Origin of the sequence: Pseudoalteromonas sp. Z9A5 (assembly GCF_011378875.1) — a bacterium.
Classification (GTDB): domain Bacteria; phylum Pseudomonadota; class Gammaproteobacteria; order Enterobacterales; family Alteromonadaceae; genus Pseudoalteromonas.
The window spans coordinates 45,151-68,829 of record NZ_WTLC01000015.1 but is presented as its reverse complement, the minus strand read 5'-3'; the positions used below and the strand labels follow the sequence as shown (position 1 = coordinate 68,829).

Below are 23,679 nucleotides of genomic sequence, written 5' to 3'. Positions count from 1 at the left end.
TGCAAATACGCGCTTGGGCATTTTTATGCAGTTGGACAAATATTAATCGCTGAAAATAGCGTTACTTTGTAGATATTATCTAAAAGTCATGCAATAGTCAGGTAAGCTTTTAATTTAATAATAATAACAATACCAGTTTACTTTAGCCATCTATACATTTAAACTTCTCTTTCGCGTCGATTTGGTCTTTGGCTTGCGGGCGCTGCACTCTCCTAATTTTGTTAATGATTAACATAGTAGGTAGATTTGCTAAATTCAGCTAAAAGAGGAATTTTTGGCTGTTGTAAATTAACTGGTTTCGAGGATTATGATGCAGCCATCATTTAACAAAAACAAAGCAATACTTTCTTTACTACCCCTTTTAACCTTTGTAGCACTATTTTTAGGCTCAGGTTTATATTTGCAATCTCAAGGGGTTGATTACGCTTTTTATCAACTTCCTGCTCCAGTGGCTATATTACCGGCCATTATGCTTGCGTTTATTTTAAATAAAGGCACGGTAAACGAGTGTGTAGAGACCTTTATTAAAGGTGCCGGACACAACAATATTATTACCATGTGTTTAATCTACTTACTTGCAGGTGCGTTTTCTGCCGTTGCCAGTGCAACCGGTGGTGTAGATGCGGTAGTAAATGCTGGCTTATCACTTATTCCACCTTCGCTATTACTTCCTGGTTTATTTTTAATTGCAGCGGTTGTATCTACTGCAATGGGTACGTCGATGGGAACAATTGGTGCTATTGGTCCTATTGCTTATGCAGTATCCATCAAAACAGGTATCGACCCTGCGTTAATGGCCGGTACGATTGTATCTGGCGCTATGTTTGGCGATAACTTATCAATTATTTCCGATACCACTATTGCAGCCACTCGTACACAAGGCTGTGAGATGAAAGACAAGTTTAAAGAGAATCTTAAAATAGCAGTACCCGCTGCAATACTAACTATTGGCTTGTTGTTTTATTTAACACCTGCAGCACAAGTAGTTGAAACCAAAGATTACGATATTTGGTTAGTACTTCCTTATGCCTTTATTTTAGTGTTAGCCGTTGCTGGCTTAAACGTATTTGTAGTGTTATTTAGCGGTATTATTTTTGCTGCACTTATGGGCTTTACAGGAAGTTATGAGGGCGCAAGCTTTGTAAAAGATATTTACAAAGGCTTTACCGACATGCAGGAGATATTTTTACTCTCTATGTTTATTGGTGGATTATCTGAATTTATTCGCATTAATGGTGGCCTTGATTATATTGCTCATAAGATTCAGGCAATTACAAAAATCATTGCAAAATGGCATCGTAAAGTGGCTGATCAATTAGGTATTGCAGCTTTAGTTATGACAAGTAATATGTGTATTGCTAATAACACGGTATCAATTATTGTCGCGGGTCCTATTGCTAAAAAGCTTGCTGACGACGGTGAAATAACTGGTAAACGCTCTGCAAGTTTACTTGATATATTTGCCTGTGTAACACAGGGTTCTTTGCCATACGGCGCCCAAGCATTGTTATTAGGTGCTACGTTTAAAATTAGCCCGTGGGAAGTATCAACGTCTTCTTATTACTGCTTTATTTTAGCATTTACTGCAATTGCAATTATTTGCTTACGCCGTAATAAAGCTTAATACGTTAGCATTTATATGTTGCAGCTTAATAGACAGCTGCAACATATGTTAATTTAACACTCAACAAATCAATCACTTCTGCTATAATTTCGCTTTTCGCGTGCCACTAAATTTATAGTTAAAAATTCTTATGAAAATTAAAAATGTACTCCCTCTTCTTGCTTTATCTACCTGTGTTTTTACTAATCCAACATTTGCTGCTAATTGGAGCAGTACAGCGTTGCATATTAATAATGGCAATCAAAAAAATCCGTTTACTGAGCAAAAGTCCGATACCACTGTGTATTCAGTCCAACATGCATCTGGCTACGACTACGGCGATAATTTCTTCTTTATTGATTACAGTAAAGACGATATAGATGACGATTATCAGGATGCTGATTTTTATGCAGAGTGGTATTCAACGATTAGCTTATCAGCCATTACAGGTAAAAAAATAAGTTCTGGTGCATTATTAGATGTTGGTCTAACCGCAGGTATTAACGTAGCAGGCGATGCAAAAGTAATGAAATACCTACCTGGTGTTAAGTTAAGTTGGGATATACCTGGATTTTACTTTTTTCAAACGCTAGTCACTGCCTACATTGATGATAGTGAAGGCGTAGCAAAAGGTGGTGCACCTATTGAAACAAATAGTTGGATGTTTGACGCCGCCTTTGAATATCCTTTCACTATTGGCTCACAAAAGTTTAGCTTTAAAGGTCACGCAGAATATATAGCAGAACGTGAAGACGAGTTTGGTAACAAGGTACGTGCGTGGATACTTGCACAACCAATTGTTACTTGGGATTTAGGTCACGCTTTTAAAATGAAAGAAAACACCCTACTTTTAGGTATGGAATGGCAATACTGGCATAACAAACTAGGAACAGATGTAACTGAGTCAGTTCCACAAATCCATGTTGAGTGGACATTTTAAACATAAAGATTCAAACACTTACAATAAGCGAAGCCTCATTTAGCTTCGCTTTTTTATGCTTTAAATTTAAATAACCCTTGATCATTATAGAGCGCCAATTGAATAGCACTTAAGATTTAGTTATTGTGATACTTTATTTTGAGCCTTACCTAATGCGGTTCATGTTTTTATCCTTAATAGGAGTAACGAATGTCGTCGATTAAAGTTATTTGTTTTTCTACTTTATTATTAATAACAAACAATGCCTTAGCAGGTACATCTCAAGATACATCTACCCTTTCCTATGATGCACTTTTAAGTAATTATGACTACGATTTTAAAGTGAATTACTTTGCACTTGAGTCACAAAAACAATCATTAAAAATGGCTTATATTTACTTAAAACCAACAAAAACCGATATGCCTGTTGTTACACTTATGCATGGAAAAAACTTTAATGCTGACTACTGGACAACAACAGCCCAGTACCTTCAATCATTAGGGTATGGAGTGTTAATTCCTGATCAAATTGGTTTTGGTAAATCGTCCAAACCAACGGACTACCAGTATTCGTTTGCAACTCTTGCCCACCATACACATGCATTAATGGATTCGCTTAATATAAAAGAGTCGATTGTATTGGGGCACTCAATGGGTGGAATGCTAGCGAGTCGTTTTGCATTAATGTATCCAAATACTACAAGTAAATTAATTTTACTGAACCCTATTGGACTAGAAAACTACCTGCAATATGTTGATTACAAAGATACTAACTTTTTCTATAAAAACGAATTAGCAAAAACACCTGAAGGTGTAAGAAATTACCAGCAAAAAAATTATTATGATGGGAAATGGAATGCAACATATTCAGCTTTAACTGACTTTATAACAGGGCAAATACAAGGTCCAGATAAAGAAAAAATGGCATGGGTAAACGCTAAAACATACGATATGATTTTCACTCAACCTGTTATTACTGAATTTAAAAACTTTACAGTACCCGTTAAATTAATTATTGGTACACGAGACAGAACAGGTCCTGGTCGTAACTGGAAAAAAGACGGTGTTAACTACGAGCTTGGTCGATACGATAAATTAGGTAAACAAGCCGCTGCGCTGATCCCTGACGCACAGTTGTTTGAACTTGATAACCTAGGGCACTTACCTCAAATAGAAGATTTTGAACGCTTTAAAGGCGTATTTGAAAAAGCACTTAGCACTAAATAATTATTTATTGATAGTAATTAAAAATCCCCCTGTAAGTAAGCTACTTACAGGGGGATTTAAATTTATATAAACTAAGTTACAGCTTACACTGTGGGTTTTTTCCCTGTGCTTTAGCTGTGCTTTGTTCACCAAGCGCTTTACTCATTTGCGCTTGTAAATTTTTAATACGATTACTTGGTGCTGGGTGAGTTGATAAAAACTCAGGTGTTGTACCACTGCTCGCAGCACTCATGTTTTGCCAAAGCGTTACCGATTCCTCTGGGTTAAAGCCGGCTTCTGCCATTAAATCTAAACCAATTTCATCTGCTTCAGACTCATGTGAGCGGCTAAATGGTAAAACCACACCATATTGAGCGCCTAAACCTAAGCCTTGCATTATTTCGTTACGGTATTGAATATTACCCATTTCAAGTGCAGCACTGCCAAGTTGCATACCGGTATCTAAAATTGAGCTTTGTGAAACACGCTCATTTGAATGCTCAGCAATAACGTGACCTACTTCATGCCCTAACACTGTCGCTAGCTGGTCTTGGTTAGTTGCTATTTTTAACAAACCAGTGTGTACACCAATATAGCCACCTGGTAATGCAAATGCGTTAGCAGATTCATCTTCAAACACAACCACTTCCCAATTTTGAGAAGCATATTCTTTTGGTAATACAGCAACCACTTTTTCAGCAATGCAATTTACGTAAGCATTCGTTTTAGCATCAGTATTAACGGGCTGACTTTTTTTCATTTCAGCAAAACTTGCAGTGCCCATTTCACTCATTTGTTGATCTGAATAAAGTGCTATTTGCGTACGTCCTGTTGGAGATGTTTTGCAACCTGCTAGAACCGCTGTCGCTAATATTGCAATTACCAATTTTTTCATCGTGTTTCTCTTAAATCATTATTTTCATTAACTGTAGAATAGCAAACACGGTGCCAGTTTAAAATCTTTGCTTTATGCTAATTACATTAAAAGTCAGTTGCTGCAAACAAGCTGAATAACCTATTAATAGCGCTAAATATACTCTTACATAAATGTTTTATTTTGCATTAGAACCAATTTACTCAAAAATACTAAATTGTGTTTATTATTATATTGATATTTGAGATAAAGCTATAAAGTTAGCAGGCAAACTAAGTTTATCCAATCACCTTGCCCTGTTACACTATGAGCCACGTTTTAGTCATGATTGAGTTTATACATGGGCGCCTCGACCTCGTCTTTTAACATCCGTATTTTATTACCTTTATTAGCGAGTATTGTGGCTATTACTCCGCTTGCTATTGATATGTATTTGCCTGCAATGCTTGTTCTTGCAAACGATTTACAAACAAACATGCCAAATGTACAAATATCTTTGAGTATTTATTTAGCGGGCTATTCGTTAGGCATGCTTTTTTTTGGTCCTATTGCTGATCAAATTGGTCGTCGTAAACTTGCTAAGTTAGGTTTAACCTTATTTGGTATTAGCTCAATGGCGCTTGCTTTTACAACTGAAATACATACTTTTTGGATCCTTAGAGCCGTGCAAGCATTTACTGGTGCTGCAGCAACAGTGGTTGTACCGGGTATTATTAGGCACATATATCAAAAAAACACGGCTAAAGGTATGTCTTACGTGTCTATGATCATGATGGTTGCACCACTACTTGCCCCCTCTATTGGCTCATTTATTTTAGGCTTTTCTGTTTGGTCGACTATTTTTTTAGTATTAGCTACCTATAGCTTTATTATTTTAGCGTTTGTGCAAGTGTATTTAATCGATATACCTATTCATACAAATGAAAAAAAAGGATTAGCATTATTTTTTGATAGTTATAAAACCGTACTAAGCAATACCGATGCACGTGCAGATATATTAAGTTCTATGTTTGTGTCGTTTGGATTTTTTTGCTTTTTAACATCAGTACCTTTTATCTATCTCGATTTATTTAAAGTTTCTGAGCAATTATTTGGGGTGTTATTTGCCTTTAACGTAATGGCACTCATGTTTGGTAATTTTTTAAACACACGCATAGTTCCGCGAGTTGGCTCACGAAAAATGCTTTACTACGGACTCACATGCGGATTTATTTCAGGCACTGCACTACTAACGTTTAGTCTATTAGAAATGCCGCTGTATTACATAGTGGCGAGCATTGCACCATTAATGATGAGCTTGGGAGTAACAGCAAGTAACGCCGATTCACTTATTTTAATGAAGTTTGAAAAAAACACCGGCACGGCTACTGCCGTAATTGGTACTCTAAGATTTGGCAGCGGTGCCTTAGTAGGACCTTTGCTTGTACTAATGCATGCTAAAAGCGCAGTACCATTTTCGAGTTTAATGTTTGGTGCAGTTATATTAACTATTATTGTACAGATTATTCATCGTATAAAAGACAAAAAAAATGCCTCACAATGAGGCATTTTTATTCAAAACTAATATTAATTAAGCATCAGCTGCTTTAGATACCATAACCATTGCAGGGCGTAATAAACGACCATTCAATTTATAGCCTTTTTGCATTACTGCAAGTACTGTATTTGGCGATACATCGTTACTTGGTTGAATCGACATTGCTTGATGAAAATCAGGGTTAAATTGCTCACCTTGTGGGTCTACAATTTCAACACCAAATTTAGCAACCGCTTCGTTAAAACTTTTAACGGTCATATCAATACCTTCAAGCAATGGCTTCAAAGTCTCGTTTTCTTTATCAGAAAACTCAATAGCGCGCTCAAGGTTGTCAATTACAGGTAGCAATTCGTTAGCAAACTTTTCTAATGCAAATTTATGCGCTTTTTCTACATCTTGTGCTGCACGACGACGAATATTATCAACATCGGCTGCTGCGCGAACAACGCCGTCTTTTTGATCAGCAATCGTTTGTTTAGCCGCTTCAAGCTCTGCGTATAACATTGCAATTTCTGCTTCAGGGCTCTGCTCTTCATCTGCATGTTGATCAGCGGCTTCTACTGCTGCCTCTACATCAGCTTGCATTTGAGCTAGCTCTTCGTTTAGTTCTACTTCTTGTTCTGGTTTTTGCGTCTGTTCCGACATAAAATATTTGCTCCAATTCTTTTCAACTGCGGTAATTATGGGGGTTGAATAAAAAGATTCAAGAGTTAGAGGTCTCAATTAATTTAAATTCTTGGATTATTTCTTCAATTTGCGCCGATTTAGGGCAAATTATACAAAAACGGCTTTGGTATTCCTGATTTTGAAAATATGGCACGCTAATAACAATCAACTCATTACACTCAGTAAAAGGAAGCTCTTCACTATTAAGTACCGATAAACCATTTTTAAAGGCAAGCTTATCCTCTACATAATTTAAAAATGAAACACCAATATTTAAACTTTGTTCACAATCGATTTGTTTGTAGAGATAATTTTCTCCGACAACAATACTGTTATCTGAACCTAATTTTTGACTAAGTTGACGAGTCCACTGGTTAAGTGAATCATGACAATTTCGAGGTGCAGTATTAGCCATAGCTTGCATACGATACAAGCCTTCCATTAATGTTTGTTGGCTAAATACTGTATTTAACCATGTCGCAAATTGGTAGCGAACAGAGTCTGATGAATCATGTGGCTTATCAATGCAAATATTATGACTCTGCCCTGCCCTATCTATTAATAAGATAAGCCAGTCTGTTGAATCAAAATCGAGAACTTCTACTCTAAATACTTGCTGAGAACTTGCTTGTGGTAAACCTACACAACAACACACTTGGTATTTTTGGCTCAGCCCATGAGCAAGTTCAACTAATTGTGCTTGCTCTGGTTCCCAATAATTAGCAATATCAGCCAATGGAAAAAACTCATTAAACCAATAATCAAACCCTTCATTTGTAGGCACTCGACCTGCCGATGTATGAGGCGAATACAATAAGCCCACTTTTTCTAGGCGAGCCATTGCATTACGAACAGTAGCTGAACACACCGCCATGCCTTTTAGCTTAGCTATTTTTGTTGATGGAACGGGTAAACCTTCACCATTACAGTACATGTTCATAACAGCTGAAAAAATTTGCTGATCTCGCGGGTTTATTTTCATGGTATCTACATCTTGTTGCATGAAACATATATCGGGGCGTTTGTGGTTATTTCAAGTACTGGCACAAACTCATACTTGAAAAAACCTGATTAATTAGTCAATCAATTGCTTCATAATAACTTTGCTAAAATCTGTGTTTTCAAACACTTCTATTTTGAGTTACTCTAGCAATATTATAACTTATCGTGCGTATATTATGGACTCTCCCTTTAAAACCATTGGCCTTATTGGCAAACCAAATCATCCTGGTGCAGCTACCACGCTACAACGCTTGCATACATTTTTACTTGCACTTGGTTTTGAAGTTATTGTAGAAAAACGTACTGGCAGTCAATTAGTTGATGTTCCAAAAGATAAACTTGTTAAATTAGTAGATTTAGGAGAGAGAGCTGATCTCGCTATTGTTGTTGGCGGAGATGGTAACATGCTTGGCGCAGCTCGCGTGTTAGCTCGTTTTGATGTTGCAGTTATTGGTGTAAACAGAGGTAACTTAGGGTTTTTAACTGATTTAAACCCTGAAGGGTTTGAAGCAAGTTTGGAACAAGTACTCAGTGGTGAATACCTAGAAGAAGAACGCTTTTTATTAGAAGTAGAAGTATATCGTCATAACGAATTAAAAAGTGCTAACTCAGCGGTTAACGAAGCGGTTTTACATGCTGACAAAGTTGCTCACATGATTGAATTTGAAGCTTTTATTAATAATGACTTTGTATTTTCACAGCGCTCAGATGGCTTAATTGTATCTACCCCCACAGGCTCAACGGCTTACTCTCTTTCGGGGGGAGGTCCCATTTTAACACCAGAACTTAATGCCATTTCATTGGTGCCAATGTTTCCACACACATTATCAAGCAGACCATTAGTTGTTGATGCAGATAACGAAGTACGTTTAAAACTTAGCCTCGAAAATACCGATAGTCTCCAAGTAAGTTGCGACAGCCATGTCGTGCTTGCTGTATTGCCGGGCGATGAAGTTGTAATTAAAAAAGCAGATAAAAAGTTACGCTTAATTCATCCTAAAAACTACTCTTACTACAACGTTTTACGTACAAAATTAAATTGGGGTAGTCGTTTATACTAATTTTATTGCCAAAAGCAGTACTATAGAGCAAAATGTCGCTATAAAAATAATGAACCATTTCAGGAACTAACAATAATGACTTATGTTGTTTTTTTTGCTCTGCTGCTATTAATTACATTACTGGCTAGCTACCTTAAGGTAGAAAGTAACCGTAAAAAAGCGATAGAAGCTAAAAAAAAGTTATTTAATGAACGTGTATCGCACGCGAGTACTCGTGTTAAATTAAAGCTAAATGAATTACTCGACGCTAAAATAATTCGCCCTAAATATAACTCTAGAATACAGGCAATTATAAGTAATTTTTTCGTTGTACAGCCGCATACCGACGAGAACTTACAACAGCTCGAAGATACTGCTGATTTACTCGTAAATACTTTATCTAACGAGTTAATGAAAACGCATCAAACAAACTCAGCCCAAAGTTTAATCGATAATATACAGTACTTTGTTTCAGAGCTTCCTCAACAAGGGATACTCTACAACAAGGTTTTTTACCGAGATACTCTTCCCCCTCTCATCGCAAATATTAAAACTGAAGATACGATACAACCTACTGATAATATTGATGATCAAAATGAATCCCCACAAAACCCTATAAATACACAATTCATTGAAGAAGCAAATATTGCTTAAATAATAAAAAATTAATTTGCAAAAAACCAAAACACTGTATAAATTAACAGTTAATTGACTGGATGGATAAACAGTATGTTAATTGGTTTAGAAATTAAAAACTTTGCAATAGTAAGTAATTTAAGCACCGAATGGCAAAATGGCATGACCGCAATTACCGGCGAAACAGGTGCTGGTAAATCGATTGCTATTGATGCACTTTCATTATGCTTAGGCGGGCGGGCCGAAGCTTCGGCTGTGCGCCCGAACACAGACAAAGCAGATGTGTGCGCACGATTTGATTTAGATGCTCTTCCACTTGCCCAAGCATTTTTAGAGCAGCATATGCTAAGCACGTCCGACAACGAGTGCTTGTTGCGTCGTGTTGTGTGTAAAAATGGCAGAAGCAAAAGTTATATTAATGGTAGTGCGGTCACCGCTGCACAACAAAAAGAGCTTGGACAATACTTAATTTCTATACATGGGCAGCATGCTCACCAACATTTATTAAAAGCTGAACATCAATTACAACTTTTAGATGCTTATGCAGGCCATCAACATTTGGTAAGTGCAGTAAGCCAAAGTTATAAGCAATTTGCTAGTTTGCAAAAAGAATTTAAACATTTAGAGCAACAACAGCAACAACAAGCAGCTCAAAAACAGCTTTTAGAATACCAAGTAGCAGAGCTTGACGAATTCGCACTACAAGAAGGTGAATTTGAACAAATAGAAGCTGAGCATTATAAATTAAGTAACAGCCAAACTATTTTAGAATCTTGTCAGCGCGAGCTACAACACTTATACGAAAGTGATGAACAAAATGCCTGCTCTTTACTACAACAAAGCGCACAACAATTTACAGAGCTTGCTCAATACGACGAAAGCTTAGCAAGTGTTGCTGCATTACTGAGTGAAGCAGCAGTGCAGGTTGAAGAAGCAAGCCGTGAAGTACGTAGTTACACAGAGCAAGCCGATTTAGACCCAGCTCGTTTAGTTGAAGTGGAAAATAGATTAAGTGGATCTATGGATTTAGCCCGTAAGCACCACATAAAACCACAAGCACTTGTTGAGTTTCATCAATCAATCTCACAAGAGCTTGAATCTATAAGCAATAATAGTTCTCGGTTAGAACAATTAGAATCTGAAATTGAGAACGCATTAACGGATTATAAAAATTCAAGTGAAGCTTTGAGCTTAAGCCGCCAAGAATACGCAGATACACTAAATCGCTTGATAAGCGAAAGCATGGCAAACCTATCTATGGAAAACGGTGTGTTTGAAATAGCACTTACCCAAGAGCCAGAACGTGCACCTAATAACTTAGGGTACGACAATGTATTATTTTTAGTATCAACTAATCCAGGACAACCTTTACAGCCTTTAGCTAAAGTGGCATCAGGTGGTGAGCTTTCGCGTATTAGCCTTGCTATTCAGGTTATTATTGCTCAAAAAGTGACAACACCAACATTGATTTTTGATGAAGTTGATGTAGGTATATCGGGCCCTACTGCATCCGCTGTAGGTAAATTGTTACGCCAATTAGGTAAATCAACTCAAGTAATTTGTGTAACCCATTTACCACAAGTAGCAAGTAGTGCGCATCAGCAATTTTTTGTAGCTAAAGAAATAGCTGAGGGTAAAACGTACACACACATGTTACCTCTAAATAAAGATGGCAGAGTAAATGAAATAGCTCGCTTGCTTGGTGGCGACAACATAAGTAAAACAGCTAAAGCAAATGCTAAAGAACTAATAATGGCGCATGCCTAGAGCTGCCAGTATATTTTGACTAATATTGTTTTAAATAACGGATAAAACATTAAGGATAAATTTAATGCAAAGTACTTTAGCTTTTACAGCTTTAGGAGTGAGTTACTTATTTTTGATAACGAGTGTGACCTTAATTATTTTTAGTAAATTTAAACACACTCAATTTAAACAACAGTTGTTACATTTTTTAAGTATTGTATTGGTAATTCAATTGACACTGACTACGCTAAATATAGTGGGCAGTATTGATGAAAATCTAAGTAGCTTTGTAAGTAATAGCTACTGGGTGGTGCTTACCCTACAACTGTTATGCAGCTTAACTTGCTACATGAGTGTAAAACGTCGCAAGGCAAAAGTAAGACCTTCTCTTGATTCTTTTTCTATGGATTAAAATAGATATAGATTTAAGAATTAACTACAAAGAGCAAGTTTGATTTTTACCTTGCTTTTTTGCTTTGTATAAAAGCTCATCTGCACTTTTTATATCTAAATCAATAGATCGACTTGCCACACTTTGAATCACTCCAATACTTAATGTTAGGTTTAGAGAGTTTGAAGGAGTGTTTATTGGCAAGTGACGAAGTGCACCATGAATACTTTCAGCAAGATTGATACCGTCTGAGAGTGATGTATTTGGTAAGGCAATTAAAAACTCTTCTCCACCCCAACGCGAGGCAACTGTGTTTTCAGAAATGCTTTCTTTAAATATATTAGCTAAATGTATAAGTGCTTCATCACCAAAATCATGTCCGTATGTATCATTAATTTTTTTAAAATTATCAACATCAGCTAAAAGTAATACAAAGGGTATATTGCTATCCAAATGATTACTTTTAAATTCAGTTAACTTATTCATTGTATAACGGCGATTAGGTAAGTTAGTTAATGGATCTATGGTTGCTAGTAATTCATTTTTTTGGCTCAGAGCAATTATTTTATCGCTATATTTTGATCTCGAATGTTCATAATATCCACTGAGTAAAGCAACTAAAATAAATGACAATATAATTCTATAAGGAAATTGCGCAGGTTCATAACTGTATATATTAAAGCTTTCTGCACAATAAAAAGCCAAGGTAATTGCTGATAAAAATAAAATAATATCACATATCCCGCGCCTTAAACCCCTTATTGAAAATGTAACTGGTGATACAATAAATATCCAAATAGGACCGGTACCTTCAGCACCGCCAGTTAAAACTAAATAAATCATTAACGCATACAAGTTATATAAAATAGCACTTGCTGACATTTCGGTTTTTGTATAAATACAAAATGCCCAAACATAAACTGCTGATGAAATATAAAGGGTAACAGATAACAAATAACTATCGTTTATTAAAGCAACGCACGCCATTAAAAATGTGGCACTGAAGCCTATTGACGAAAAGAATCTTACTATTAATTTTCTTTCTATGTTATCTGAGTATTTGTGCATAATTGATATATGTTTTCTTTTATAAATTTCACACTCACCGCTATTAAAAAGTAAGCTTGTGTTAAGTAACCTCTAATTTGTACTTATTTAATACTTAAATCAAGAAGTATGCTTATAAATAGTAAACATATAAATATAGATAAATATTCATTAGGCTTTTAAAAAATATATTTTGTTTGCCTCTCAAATTAAAAATTATTTATTTAACTTAAGCTCCGATTATGAGGTTTAGTAAAATATTTAAACCTTCGTTATGTTTAAATTTGTATTTCTTTAGTCAGAATATCCAATGAAAACAAATCAATTTGAGCATCAGTAGTAAGCCTACTGTAATTTAGGTCACGTAATTAGGTTTAAAATAACTGTTCGAGATAAATAGATTAATCAGAGCTCAGGTTATTTAGCTTTTTTAAAAACAAAAAAAAGCAAGCCCAAAGGCTTGCTTTAATATTCTTAAAAAAAGTGATTAAACTTTAAGGTAATCCATAATACCTTCTGCAGCATTACGTCCCTCAAAAATAGCAGTTACCACTAAATCCGAGCCTCGCACTATATCGCCACCGGCAAATATTTTCGGGTTAGTAGTTTGATGTGTAAACTCACCTTGCTCTGGAGCATTAATACCACCCCAGTGGTTTATTTCTACATCATACTTTTCTAACCAATCCATTTTATGAGGCTGAAAACCAAACGCCATTATAACTTGATCGGCTTCAATTACATGCTCTGAACCAGGTACTTCTTCAGCGCGGCTTCGGCCTTTTGCATCAGGCTCACCTAATTTAGTTTTCACCATTTTAACGCCAGTTACTTTACCATTTTCGTTCAGTACAATGCCTTTAGGCTGAACATTGTAAGTAAAGATTACACCCTCTTCTTTCGCGTTTTTAACTTCGCGTTTAGATCCTGGCATATTTTCTTTATCACGACGATATGCACACGTTACTTTTGCAGCATTTTGTCGAATAGATGTACGCACACAGTCCATTGCTGTATCACCACCACCAAGTACAACTACTTTTTGATTAGCCATATCAATACAAGGTTGTTTTGTCTCGTCGTAGCCCATTACACGGTTTGTATTACCAATCAAAAACGGCAGTGCATCGTGAACACCTGGCGCATCTTCATTTTCAAGACCCGCACGCATACTCTGATACGTACCAACTCCTAAAAACACAGCGTCATAATCAGCTAAAATTTGTTCAAGCGTAATATCAACACCAACTTCAACATTTAGCTTAAAGTCTACGCCCATTTCAGTGAAAATTTCGCGACGCTTTTGCATTACTGATTTTTCAAGTTTAAAAGAAGGAATACCAAACGTTAGTAGTCCACCTATTTCTGGGTGGCGATCAAATACCACTGGTTTAACACCATTGCGTACTAAAATATCTGCACAACCTAAGCCTGCAGGACCGGCACCAATAATAGCTACTTTTTTATCAGTCCATGTTACATAAGACATATCAGGCTTCCAGCCCATTTTAAATGCTTCATCGGTAATATACTTCTCAATATTACCAATTGTTACAGCACCAAATTCTTCATCTAATGTACACGAACCTTCACACAGGCGGTCTTGCGGGCAAACACGCCCACACACTTCTGGTAAACTATTTGTACGATGAGAAAGCTCAGCCGCCTCTATAATACGGCCCGTACGTATTAACTTTAACCATTGTGGAATGTAGTTATGCACTGGGCATTTCCATTCACAGTAAGGGTTACCACAATCTAAACAACGGTCTGCTTGCGAGTTAACCTGATTCTCTGAAAAGGGTTCGTAAATTTCCACGAAAGATTTTTTACGCGACGATATTGGTTTTTTGCGTGGGTCTACACGCTGCACGTCTATAAATTGATATACATTTTCGCTCATACTTCCCCCTTATTGCGCTTGAACACGTAGTTCAGCGCTACTGCGAGCGCGATGCCCGAGTAAACTTTTTACATCACTTGAAATTGGCTTAACTAATTTAAACATAGGTAAATACAATTCAAAGTTAGCTAAAATACTTTCTGCTCTACATGAACCGGTAAGCTCTAAATGCTCAGCTATTAATCCACGTAAATGCTCTTGATGCGATGTTAATTCGTCTAGCGTTACTATTTCGACAAGCTCTGGGTTAATGCGTTTTTCAAAATCGTTTCGCTCATCTAAAATATAAGCAAAACCACCGGTCATACCTGCGCCAAAATTAACGCCTACATTACCCAGTACACACACAACGCCGCCGGTCATGTATTCACAACCATTATCGCCAACGCCCTCTACAACCGCTTGCACACCAGAGTTACGAACCGCAAAGCGCTCACCAGCACAACCTGCTGCAAATAGTTTCCCACCTGTAGCGCCATACAAACATGTATTACCAGCAATAGTAGCCTTATGGCTTTCGAACGATGAACCCAATGGTGGACGAATAACTAACTTACCACCCGCCATACCTTTGCCTACGTAATCGTTAGCATCGCCTACTAGTGTCATTTCAAGACCACCCGCATTCCACACACCAAATGATTGACCTGCAGTACCGTGTAGTTCAATTGCTACAGGATCAGCTGCCATACCTTGGTTGCCATGTTTATCAGCAATATAACCAGAAAGCATTGCACCTACCGATCTGTCGGTATTGCAAATACGACTCACAAGCGAAATACCGCTTGATGTGTCGATTGCCTCTTGTGCTTTAGCAAGCAAACTTTCGTTTAACTTACCTAAGTAATGCGAGCTATTTGGTGTACTGCAATAAAGTGTTTCACCCGTTGGGTTATTTGGTTGAGCTAAAACAGACGATAAATCAATTTTCTTCTGTTTTGCTGTTTTACCTTCAATTGCTTCTAGTAAATCTAAACGACCGATTAAATCAGTTAAGTTTACAACACCTAAGCTTGCCATGATTTCACGTGCTTCTTGCGCTATAAACTTAAAGTAGTTCATCGCCATTTCTGGTAAGCCGTGGTAATGCTTTTGACGCAACGTTTCATCTTGTGTTGCAACACCGGTCGCACAGTTATTTAAGTGGCAAATGCGTAAGTATTTACAACCAAGCGCAACCATTGGACCTGTACCGAAGCCAAAGCTTTCTGCACCTAAAATTGCCGCTTTAATTATATCTAAACCTGTTTTTAAACCACCATCTGTTTGTAAACGAATACGATGACGTAGTCCGTTTTCAACAAGGGCTTGCTGCGTTTCGGCTAAACCAAGTTCCCATGGACTACCAGCATACTTAACCGAAGTAAGTGGGCTTGCACCTGTGCCGCCATCATAGCCAGAGATCGTAATTAAATCGGCATATGCTTTAGCAACACCCGTTGCAATTGTTCCTACACCGGGCTCTGAAACCAGTTTCACAGAAATTAGCGCTTTAGGGTTTACTTGTTTTAAATCGAAAATCAGCTGTGCTAAATCTTCAATTGAATAAATATCGTGATGTGGTGGTGGCGAAATTAACGTAACACCGGGAACCGAATAACGAAGTTTAGCAATGTATGGGGTTACTTTTTCACCCGGTAATTGACCGCCTTCGCCTGGTTTTGCACCTTGCGCTACTTTAATTTGAATAACATCGGCACTACGTAAGTAATGCGGCGTTACGCCAAATCGACCTGAAGCAACTTGTTTAATACGCGAGTTTTTCTCGGTACCATAACGAAGTTTATCTTCACCGCCTTCACCTGAGTTTGAACAACCGCCTAAGCGATTCATTGCAATTGCCAGTGCTTCATGAGCTTCTGGCGATAATGCACCAATACTCATTGCTGCTGAATCGAAACGCTTATATAGGTTTTCTGCAGGCTCTACATCATCGATGCTAATGCCTTGCTCTGGAATTTTAAGCGCAAGCATGTCACGTAAAGTGGCAATAGGACGCGTATTAACAAGTTTTGCATATTCACTGTAATCACTGTATTCACCAGAACGAACTGCTTTTTGCAGAGTTTGGATTACATCAGGATTATAAGCATGATACTCGCCACCATGTACGTACTTAAACAAGCCGCCGTGGCTTAATAATTTACGCTTGCTTAAAGCAAGTTTGTGTAAGCTTTGCTGATCGTCATCAAAATCTGTAAAGCAAGCGCCTTTAATTCGACTTGCAACACCTTTGAAGCACATTTCAACAATAGCATCAGATAGACCAACGGCTTCAAACAACATTGAACAACGATAAGATGCAACGGTACTTATGCCCATCTTAGACATAATTTTATACAAGCCTTTATTGATAGCTTTACGGTACGCAAGAGTTACCTCGCAGTACGACTTATCAATAATTTTGTTATCGCTCATTGCTACAAGTGATTCATAAGCAAGATACGGATAAATTGCTGTTGCACCAAAACCTAGTAACACAGCAAATTGATGCGCATCGCGCACACTCGCTGTTTCAATAATAATATTTGATTCACAACGTAAATTGTTATCTACAAGACGATTTTGTACAGCGCCTACAGCCATTGCCGCAGGGATTGGTAAATTCGTTTCATCAAAATTACGGTCTGTTAAAATAAGCATGATACAACCAGCGGCTGCTTTTTCTTGAGCTTGGTCACAAATACGCGTAACCGCGTTTTCTAAACCTTCTTCAACTGTGTAGGTAATATCAATTTTACAGTAGCTGTAATGCGCTTCATCAGCATTAAGTAACTGCTGCATGTCTGCGTACATTAAAATAGGTGTATCAAACTGTAAACGCTTAGCATGACCTGTTGTTTCATTAAATACGTTTTGCTCACTACCAATACAGGTAGCAAGTGACATCACGTGATTTTCACGCAATGGATCGATCGGTGGATTGGTTACTTGCGCAAATTTTTGACGGAAATAGTCGTAAAGCGAACGGTGCCCTTCACTAAGCACTGCAAATGGCGTGTCATCACCCATTGAGCCAGTTGCTTCTTGACCATTTTCACCCATTACACGAATAACGCTATCGAGTTCTTCGTTGGTATAGCCAAACATTTTTTGGTACTTAACCAACGTTTCATCATCAAAAGAGCGATTACCGGCGTCTTGCTCAGTAAGTTCTTCAAATGGAACTAAACGTTTAACATTTTCTTCAAGCCATGATTTATAAGGATGGCGAGATTTTAAATCTTGGTCGATTTCGTCAGAGTGCCAAATTTTGCCAAGCTTAGTATCGATTACTAACAGCTCACCAGGTCCTACACGACCTTTTTCTACAACTTCATCGGCAGTGTAATCCCAAATACCCACTTCTGATGCGAGTGTAATAAAACCATCTTGTGTAATTACATAGCGCGCCGGACGAAGTCCGTTACGGTCTAGGTTACAAGCCGCAAAACGACCATCCGACATAACAATACCGGCAGGGCCATCCCATGGTTCCATGTGCATAGAGTTAAAATCGTAAAATGCACGTAAGTCGTCATCCATTGCACGATTTTTTTGCCATGCAGGCGGCACAAGCATACGCATAGCGCGGAATAAATCCATGCCACCAGCTAAAAATAGCTCAAGCATATTATCTAGGCTTGATGAATCAGAGCCTGTTTCATTTACAAACGGCGCTGCTGTTTGTAAGTCAGGAATAAGCGGTGACGCAAACTTATAAGAGCGCGCGCGTGCCCACTGACGGTTCCCTTCAATGGTATTAATTTCACCATTGTGTGCTAAATACCTAAACGGCTGAGCAAGTGGCCAACGTGGTTGTGTATTAGTAGAAAAACGCTGATGAAAAACACAAATCGCACTTGTCATACGAATATCAGCTAAATCTAAGTAAAAGTTCGGTAAATCTGCAGGCATCATTAAGCCTTTATAGATAGTTACCAACCCAGATAAACTTGCAATATAAAATGCTTCGTCATCAACAATGCGTTTTTCAGCACGGCGGCGTGCCACATATAAGCGACGTTCTAAATCTTTAGAACGCCAACCTTCTGGCGCGCTAACAAAAATTTGTTCAAACCCTGGTAGCTGCTGTACAGCGATAGGACCCAGCATTGAAGGATCGGTTGGGACTACACGCCAACCTAAAATATTTAACGTCTCTTTTTCTAATTCTTCGCTAAGTATTTGTTTTGCAGCTTGCGCTAAAACAGGGTCTGAATTTAAAAAAATCATACCCACTGCGTAGTTTTTACCTAAATGCCAATTATGTTCACTGGCAATAGCACGAAAAAAACTATCTGGTTTTTGTAATAACAAACCACAGCCATCGCCTGTTTTACCATCAGCAGATATACCGCCACGGTGCTGCATACGATCCAGCCCTGTAATAGCAGTACGTATAAGCCTATGACTAGCCTGACCATTAACTTGGGCAATTAAGCCAAAGCCACAATTTTCTTTTTCTAACTTTGAGTCGTATAACATAGACCCCTCCCCTTGCTGCACTGTTAGCGTGGATGAACTACTCGACGATTTGCTAACAGACGGACAAAACTAGCCTCTATCTTAAATAGAGTCAATAGCACTTTGAATACATATTCACATTCTTGAATATTTCTCACCTCATAGCAACATTTCTTTTTTATCATCAATTTTAACAATTAGCGCTATATTGGTCGTTATTTTTTCATAACACCGGTGTCAAGTTTAACATTTTGTAAAAACAAACACCCCTCAAGATACAGCTTACGTAAACGTAAAGCAGCACCCAAGTGAATAAATATTCAAGAAAACTAAAGTTATTCAGTTAACATTTAGATAGTTTTATGCTATTTACGAAGTTTTATGGTTTAACCTCTCTGCTTTTTGCCGCTCCTTTGTATAGTTATTAATATTTGTGGCATTTTTAGCCTCTTAATAATGAATTTTTATTTACCGATATATCTTTTATAAACATTATTTATGTTCGAGTACATGTTAAAAATCCAATCAAAGTATATTAAACATATAAATTTTAATTACTTATGATTTATTTTTTCCTACATTTATATGTTTTCTCTTAAGCAGCAGTACCCATAAAACTTATTTTTATCGTTATTAAAACAATGTAATGCCAATTAACTTAAATAAATGGTCTATTTTGAGGTAAGAAAACTTTGTCGATAACAAGGCAAAAATTTTTAACGCAGTTAGCGTCAGGTTTAACCCCTCAAATTGATTAAGCATTATTGTGGATTGGTATAAGTGTTGTGCTGGTTATTTGATTATTTTATAAAAGGTGTAAATATTCGGTTTTAATAACAAGGACACGAATCAATGAGTAGCTAAGTAAAATTCTAGCTTACTAAGTGATTTTTAATTCAAACTCGTTATATTGGGAAACTAACTTAATAAAAAAGGCATATCTGATAATTGAAAAAATTAGTAATAGTAGTACACGAAGACCTGCTGCCCTTTCAGGATTAAAATTTATTCTATCAAGGGGCGATTTAATCACGGCGCGAGGTTTGTAAACTAGTGGGGTCGGTAATTGCTTCTTCGTTACCCTACTGGCTTTACCCTCGAAAGATAAACAAGCCCTAGATAATGTATGCAAATTTTTAAAATAAAAAAAGATAGTTTAAAAGTGAGTCTATAAACAGCTACCTTAATTTGAACTCCTACTCTTTATAGTTAACCTGTTAGTAGATTTCTAACCCGAGTTAAAATTATTTAAAACAGTGTACATTCAAAACAACAAAGCCACTTAAAAAGTGGCTTTGTGTTTAAAGAGCTTGATAACCTGATAGCAGGTTGAGTAATAAAATTACTCTGCGTCAGCTTCTTTATATTTTGCAGCAGTTTCTGTAATTAACGGCTGTAATTCACCGCGTTGAAACATTTCTATAATAATGTCACAACCACCAACTAATTCGCCATCTACCCATAATTGCGGGAATGTTGGCCAATTTGCGTATGCTGGAAGCTCAGCACGAATGTCTGGATTAAGTAAAATATCAACGTATGCAAATGGTTCACCACATGACATTAACGCTTGCGATGCTTGTGAAGAAAAACCACAATTTGGTAATTTTGGTGACCCTTTCATAAAAAGGATTATTGGGTTTTCTGAAATTTGCTGTTTAATTTTATCAATGGTTTCCATCTACAACCTCAAAGTAACGATAGCTAAATATATTTAGGTCTTGAAAATAACTCATCGTGACCACAAATATATAACTTAATATGGGCAAATAAAGCCGCAATTGAAATAGTCTTTCGCAATAGCATTGCTGTTTGCTTAAACTTGAGTAAAATACTCAACAATTATAGTAACACTATATTACCGCTTGGTATAGGTAACTGGTCTGTTCCAACAGGCATTACGTATTACCAAATGGACTATCAACCAAAGAAGATGGAGATAAAAAAATGGCATTTGAACTACCGTCACTACCATATGCAATCGACGCACTTGAGCCACATATTTCAAAAGAAACACTAGAGTTTCACCATGGCAAACACCACAACACATACGTGGTTAAGCTTAATGGTTTAATCCCTGGTACTGAGTTTGAAAACAAATCTCTAGAAGAGATCGTATGTTCATCAGAAGGCGGCGTATTTAACAACGCAGCACAAATCTGGAACCATACTTTTTACTGGAACAGCTTATCTCCAAACGGCGGCGGCGAGCCTACTGGCGCAGTTGCTGATGCAATCAACGCTAAATGGGGTTCTTTTGATGCGTTTAAAGCTGCATTAAATGACAAAGCAGTAAATAACTTTGGTTCAAGCTGGACGTGGTTAGTTAAGCTTGCTGATGGTTCACTAGACATCGTTAATACATCTAACGCTGCTACACCATTAACTGATGATGGCGTTACTCCAATCCTTACAGTGGATTTATGGGAACACGCTTACTACATTGATTACCGTAACGTTCGTCCAGATTACCTTAAAGGTTTTTGGTCGCTTGTTAACTGGGAATTCGCGAACGCTAACTTCGCTTAATTAGCCTTTAAACGCTAATGTAAAAAAGACGCCTAGGCGTCTTTTTTTGTTTCTTATTTATCACTCCTAAACACCTTACTATTTAATAAAACACTTTTAGTAACATGATCTTTTTTCACTTAAATTTTTAATTTTATTGCACAAAAATACACATTCGCGACTAGACTTTAAAAGGTAAGCACCTTTTTACAGCGGGTTTCGGAGGTTATTATGACGATTTTTGAGCATTACCAAGCACGATACGAAGCGGCACAGGAAGAAGAATACAGTATCGCTGAATTTCTTGAGATTTGTAAAACCGATAAGTCTGCCTACGCCAGCGCACCAGAACGCCTACTCATGGCAATTGGCGAACCAAACATGGTAGATACCGCAACGGATGCACGACTAAGCCGGTTATTTTCTAATAGAGTAGTTGCACGCTACCCAGCTTTTACTGATTTTTATGGTATGGAAGACGCCATTGAGCAAATAGTCTCTTATTTAAAACACGCCGCCCAAGGACTTGAAGAATGCAAGCAAGTGCTTTATTTGCTTGGACCTGTTGGGGGTGGTAAATCATCCATTGCTGAAAAACTCAAATATTTAATGCAACAAGTACCTATTTATTCAATTAAAGGCTCTCCGGTAAACGACCATCCTCTTGCATTATTTGACCCAATAGAGGACGCCGATGTACTAAAGCAAGAATACGGTATTAAACCGCGCTACTTAAAAACCATTATGTCGCCTTGGGCTGGCAAACGCTTAAAAGAATTCAATGGTGATATTAGCCAATTTAGAGTGGTTAAGCGCTACCCCTCAATTTTAAACCAAATAGGCATTGCCAAAACCGAACCTGGAGATGAAAACAACCAAGATATTTCGGCGCTAGTGGGTAAGGTCGATATTCGCCAGCTTGAGCACTTTGCCCAAAACGATCCTGATGCATACGCCTACTCGGGCTCTTTATGTTTAGCTAATCAAGGGCTGATGGAATTTGTAGAAATGTTTAAAGCGCCTATTAAAGTGCTGCACCCTTTACTTACCGCAACCCAAGAAGGTAACTACAACGGCACAGAAGGTATTAGTGCCCTGCCCTTTAATGGCATGATCCTCGCTCACTCTAATGAGTCTGAGTGGCAAACCTTTAAAAACAATAAAAACAACGAAGCATTTTTAGACCGTGTTTATATTGTAAAAGTACCTTACTGCTTACGTGTAACTGAAGAAATTAAAATTTACGACAAATTACTTGAGCACAGCGAGCTATACAACGCGCCATGCGCACCAGGTACACTTAAAACATTGGCGCAATTTACAACGCTATCACGTTTAAAAGAGCCAGAAAATTCAAGTATCTATTCAAAAATGCGGGTATACGATGGCGAAACTCTAAAAGACACCGATCCTAAAGCAAAATCGTATCAAGAATATCGTGATTACGCAGGTGTTGATGAAGGCATGACGGGACTTTCTACCCGCTTTGCGTTTAAGATTTTATCTCGCGTGTTTAATTTTGATACCACTGAGGTTGCCGCAAACCCAGTGCACTTATTTTATGTACTTGAGCAACAAATAGAGCGCGAACAATTTTCAAGCGAAATAGAAGAGCGTTATTTAAGCTTTCTAAAAGGCTATTTAATTCCGCAATATGTAGAGTTTATAGGTAAAGAACTGCAAACCGCTTATTTAGAATCGTATTCAGAATACGGACAAAACATTTTTGACCGTTATGTTATTTATGCAGACTTTTGGATACAAGACCAAGAATATCGCGACCCTGATACGGGACAACTATTTGACCGCGAGGCACTTAATGCCGAACTTGAAAAAATAGAAAAGCCAGCAGGTATTTCTAACCCTAAAGATTTCCGAAATGAAATAGTGAACTTTGTATTGCGTGCCCGTGCGCACAACAACGGTAAAAACCCACTATGGACAAGCTACGAAAAACTACGCACGGTTATTGAGAAAAAAATGTTCTCTAATACCGAAGATTTGCTCCCCGTAATTTCGTTTAATACTAAAACGTCTGCAGAGGATCAGCAAAAGCACGAGGATTTTGTGAACCGTATGGTCGAAAAAGGCTATACACAAAAACAAGTTCGCTTGCTTTCTGAGTGGTATTTACGGGTTAGAAAATCGCAATAAC

At 37.5% G+C, this 23,679-nt stretch carries 17 protein-coding genes; 10 read left to right on the top strand and 7 right to left on the bottom strand.

From position 1 onward, the window contains the following. The first annotated feature begins 310 nt into the window (after positions 1-310). The 3 genes from GQR56_RS09645 to GQR56_RS09635 all read left to right on the top strand — a co-directional run bounded on the left by GQR56_RS09645 (position 311) and on the right by GQR56_RS09635 (position 3,749). Positions 311-1,624 (top strand): Na+/H+ antiporter NhaC family protein, encoded by a 1,314-nt coding sequence (locus GQR56_RS09645; protein WP_024610348.1) that lies wholly within the window; start codon positions 311-313, stop codon positions 1,622-1,624. Between the two features lie 130 nt (positions 1,625-1,754). Next, a complete protein-coding gene (locus GQR56_RS09640) occupies positions 1,755-2,543 on the top strand; it encodes a nucleoside-binding protein (RefSeq protein WP_166110779.1) in 789 nt (262 codons plus the stop codon). Positions 2,544-2,732: 189 nt separating this feature from the next. Continuing rightward, entirely contained in the window at positions 2,733-3,749 is a 1,017-nt protein-coding gene (locus GQR56_RS09635; protein WP_166110776.1) for an alpha/beta hydrolase, read from the top strand. 76 nt (positions 3,750-3,825) lie between these two features. On the opposite strand, the gene GQR56_RS09630 is transcribed toward GQR56_RS09635, so the two are convergent. Then, entirely contained in the window at positions 3,826-4,623 is a 798-nt protein-coding gene (locus GQR56_RS09630; RefSeq protein WP_166110773.1) for a M48 family metallopeptidase, read from the bottom strand. A gap of 319 nt (positions 4,624-4,942) precedes the next feature. Between GQR56_RS09630 and GQR56_RS09625 the strand changes: the two genes are divergently transcribed. Continuing rightward, positions 4,943-6,145: a multidrug effflux MFS transporter gene (locus tag GQR56_RS09625; RefSeq protein WP_166110770.1), complete on the top strand. Its 1,203-nt coding sequence runs from the start codon at positions 4,943-4,945 to the stop codon at positions 6,143-6,145. A 27-nt stretch (positions 6,146-6,172) separates the two neighbouring features. Here the strand turns inward: GQR56_RS09625 and grpE are convergent, their stop codons facing one another. Together grpE and GQR56_RS09615 are read right to left on the bottom strand one after the other, a co-directional pair. Further along, on the bottom strand, positions 6,173-6,784 hold the full coding sequence (gene grpE, locus GQR56_RS09620; RefSeq protein WP_024610343.1) for a nucleotide exchange factor GrpE: 612 nt from the start codon (positions 6,782-6,784) through the stop codon (positions 6,173-6,175). A 58-nt stretch (positions 6,785-6,842) separates the two neighbouring features. After that, a complete protein-coding gene (locus GQR56_RS09615) occupies positions 6,843-7,808 on the bottom strand; it encodes an HrcA family transcriptional regulator (RefSeq protein ID WP_024610342.1) in 966 nt (321 codons plus the stop codon). A 175-nt stretch (positions 7,809-7,983) separates the two neighbouring features. Here GQR56_RS09615 and nadK point away from each other — a divergent pair, with 175 nt between their 5' ends. From nadK to GQR56_RS09595, 4 genes are all read left to right on the top strand, one after another. After that, the gene (gene nadK, locus GQR56_RS09610; protein WP_024610341.1) at positions 7,984-8,868 is read left to right on the top strand and encodes an NAD(+) kinase; all 885 of its coding nucleotides are present in this window, start codon (positions 7,984-7,986) and stop codon (positions 8,866-8,868) included. A gap of 75 nt (positions 8,869-8,943) precedes the next feature. Next, positions 8,944-9,501: a hypothetical protein gene (locus GQR56_RS09605; RefSeq protein WP_166110767.1), complete on the top strand. Its 558-nt coding sequence runs from the start codon at positions 8,944-8,946 to the stop codon at positions 9,499-9,501. Between the two features lie 75 nt (positions 9,502-9,576). Next, on the top strand, positions 9,577-11,250 hold the full coding sequence (gene recN / locus GQR56_RS09600; RefSeq protein WP_166110763.1) for a DNA repair protein RecN: 1,674 nt from the start codon (positions 9,577-9,579) through the stop codon (positions 11,248-11,250). A 64-nt stretch (positions 11,251-11,314) separates the two neighbouring features. Further along, entirely contained in the window at positions 11,315-11,641 is a 327-nt protein-coding gene (locus GQR56_RS09595) for a hypothetical protein (protein ID WP_166110760.1), read from the top strand. Between the two features lie 24 nt (positions 11,642-11,665). On the opposite strand, the gene GQR56_RS09590 is transcribed toward GQR56_RS09595, so the two are convergent. From GQR56_RS09590 to GQR56_RS09575, 4 genes are all read right to left on the bottom strand, one after another. Then, positions 11,666-12,688 carry a GGDEF domain-containing protein gene (locus tag GQR56_RS09590; RefSeq protein WP_240920924.1) on the bottom strand — a complete coding sequence of 341 codons (1,023 nt, stop codon included), beginning with the start codon at positions 12,686-12,688 and terminating at the stop codon, positions 11,666-11,668. 466 nt (positions 12,689-13,154) lie between these two features. After that, positions 13,155-14,570, bottom strand: a complete 1,416-nt coding sequence (locus GQR56_RS09585) for an FAD-dependent oxidoreductase (RefSeq protein WP_024609574.1) — start codon at positions 14,568-14,570, stop codon at positions 13,155-13,157. Positions 14,571-14,579: 9 nt separating this feature from the next. Further along, positions 14,580-19,037 (bottom strand): glutamate synthase large subunit, encoded by a 4,458-nt coding sequence (gene gltB / locus GQR56_RS09580; RefSeq protein WP_166110757.1) that lies wholly within the window; start codon positions 19,035-19,037, stop codon positions 14,580-14,582. A 1,321-nt stretch (positions 19,038-20,358) separates the two neighbouring features. After that, positions 20,359-20,697, bottom strand: coding sequence for a Grx4 family monothiol glutaredoxin (locus GQR56_RS09575; protein ID WP_004335359.1), 339 nt, complete (start codon positions 20,695-20,697; stop codon positions 20,359-20,361). Positions 20,698-20,963: 266 nt separating this feature from the next. Between GQR56_RS09575 and GQR56_RS09570 the strand changes: the two genes are divergently transcribed. Continuing rightward, the gene (locus GQR56_RS09570) at positions 20,964-21,545 is read left to right on the top strand and encodes a Fe-Mn family superoxide dismutase (RefSeq protein WP_024611616.1); all 582 of its coding nucleotides are present in this window, start codon (positions 20,964-20,966) and stop codon (positions 21,543-21,545) included. A gap of 210 nt (positions 21,546-21,755) precedes the next feature. Beyond that, the gene (locus GQR56_RS09565; RefSeq protein WP_166110754.1) at positions 21,756-23,678 is read left to right on the top strand and encodes a PrkA family serine protein kinase; all 1,923 of its coding nucleotides are present in this window, start codon (positions 21,756-21,758) and stop codon (positions 23,676-23,678) included. The last annotated feature ends 1 nt before the right edge of the window (position 23,679 follow it).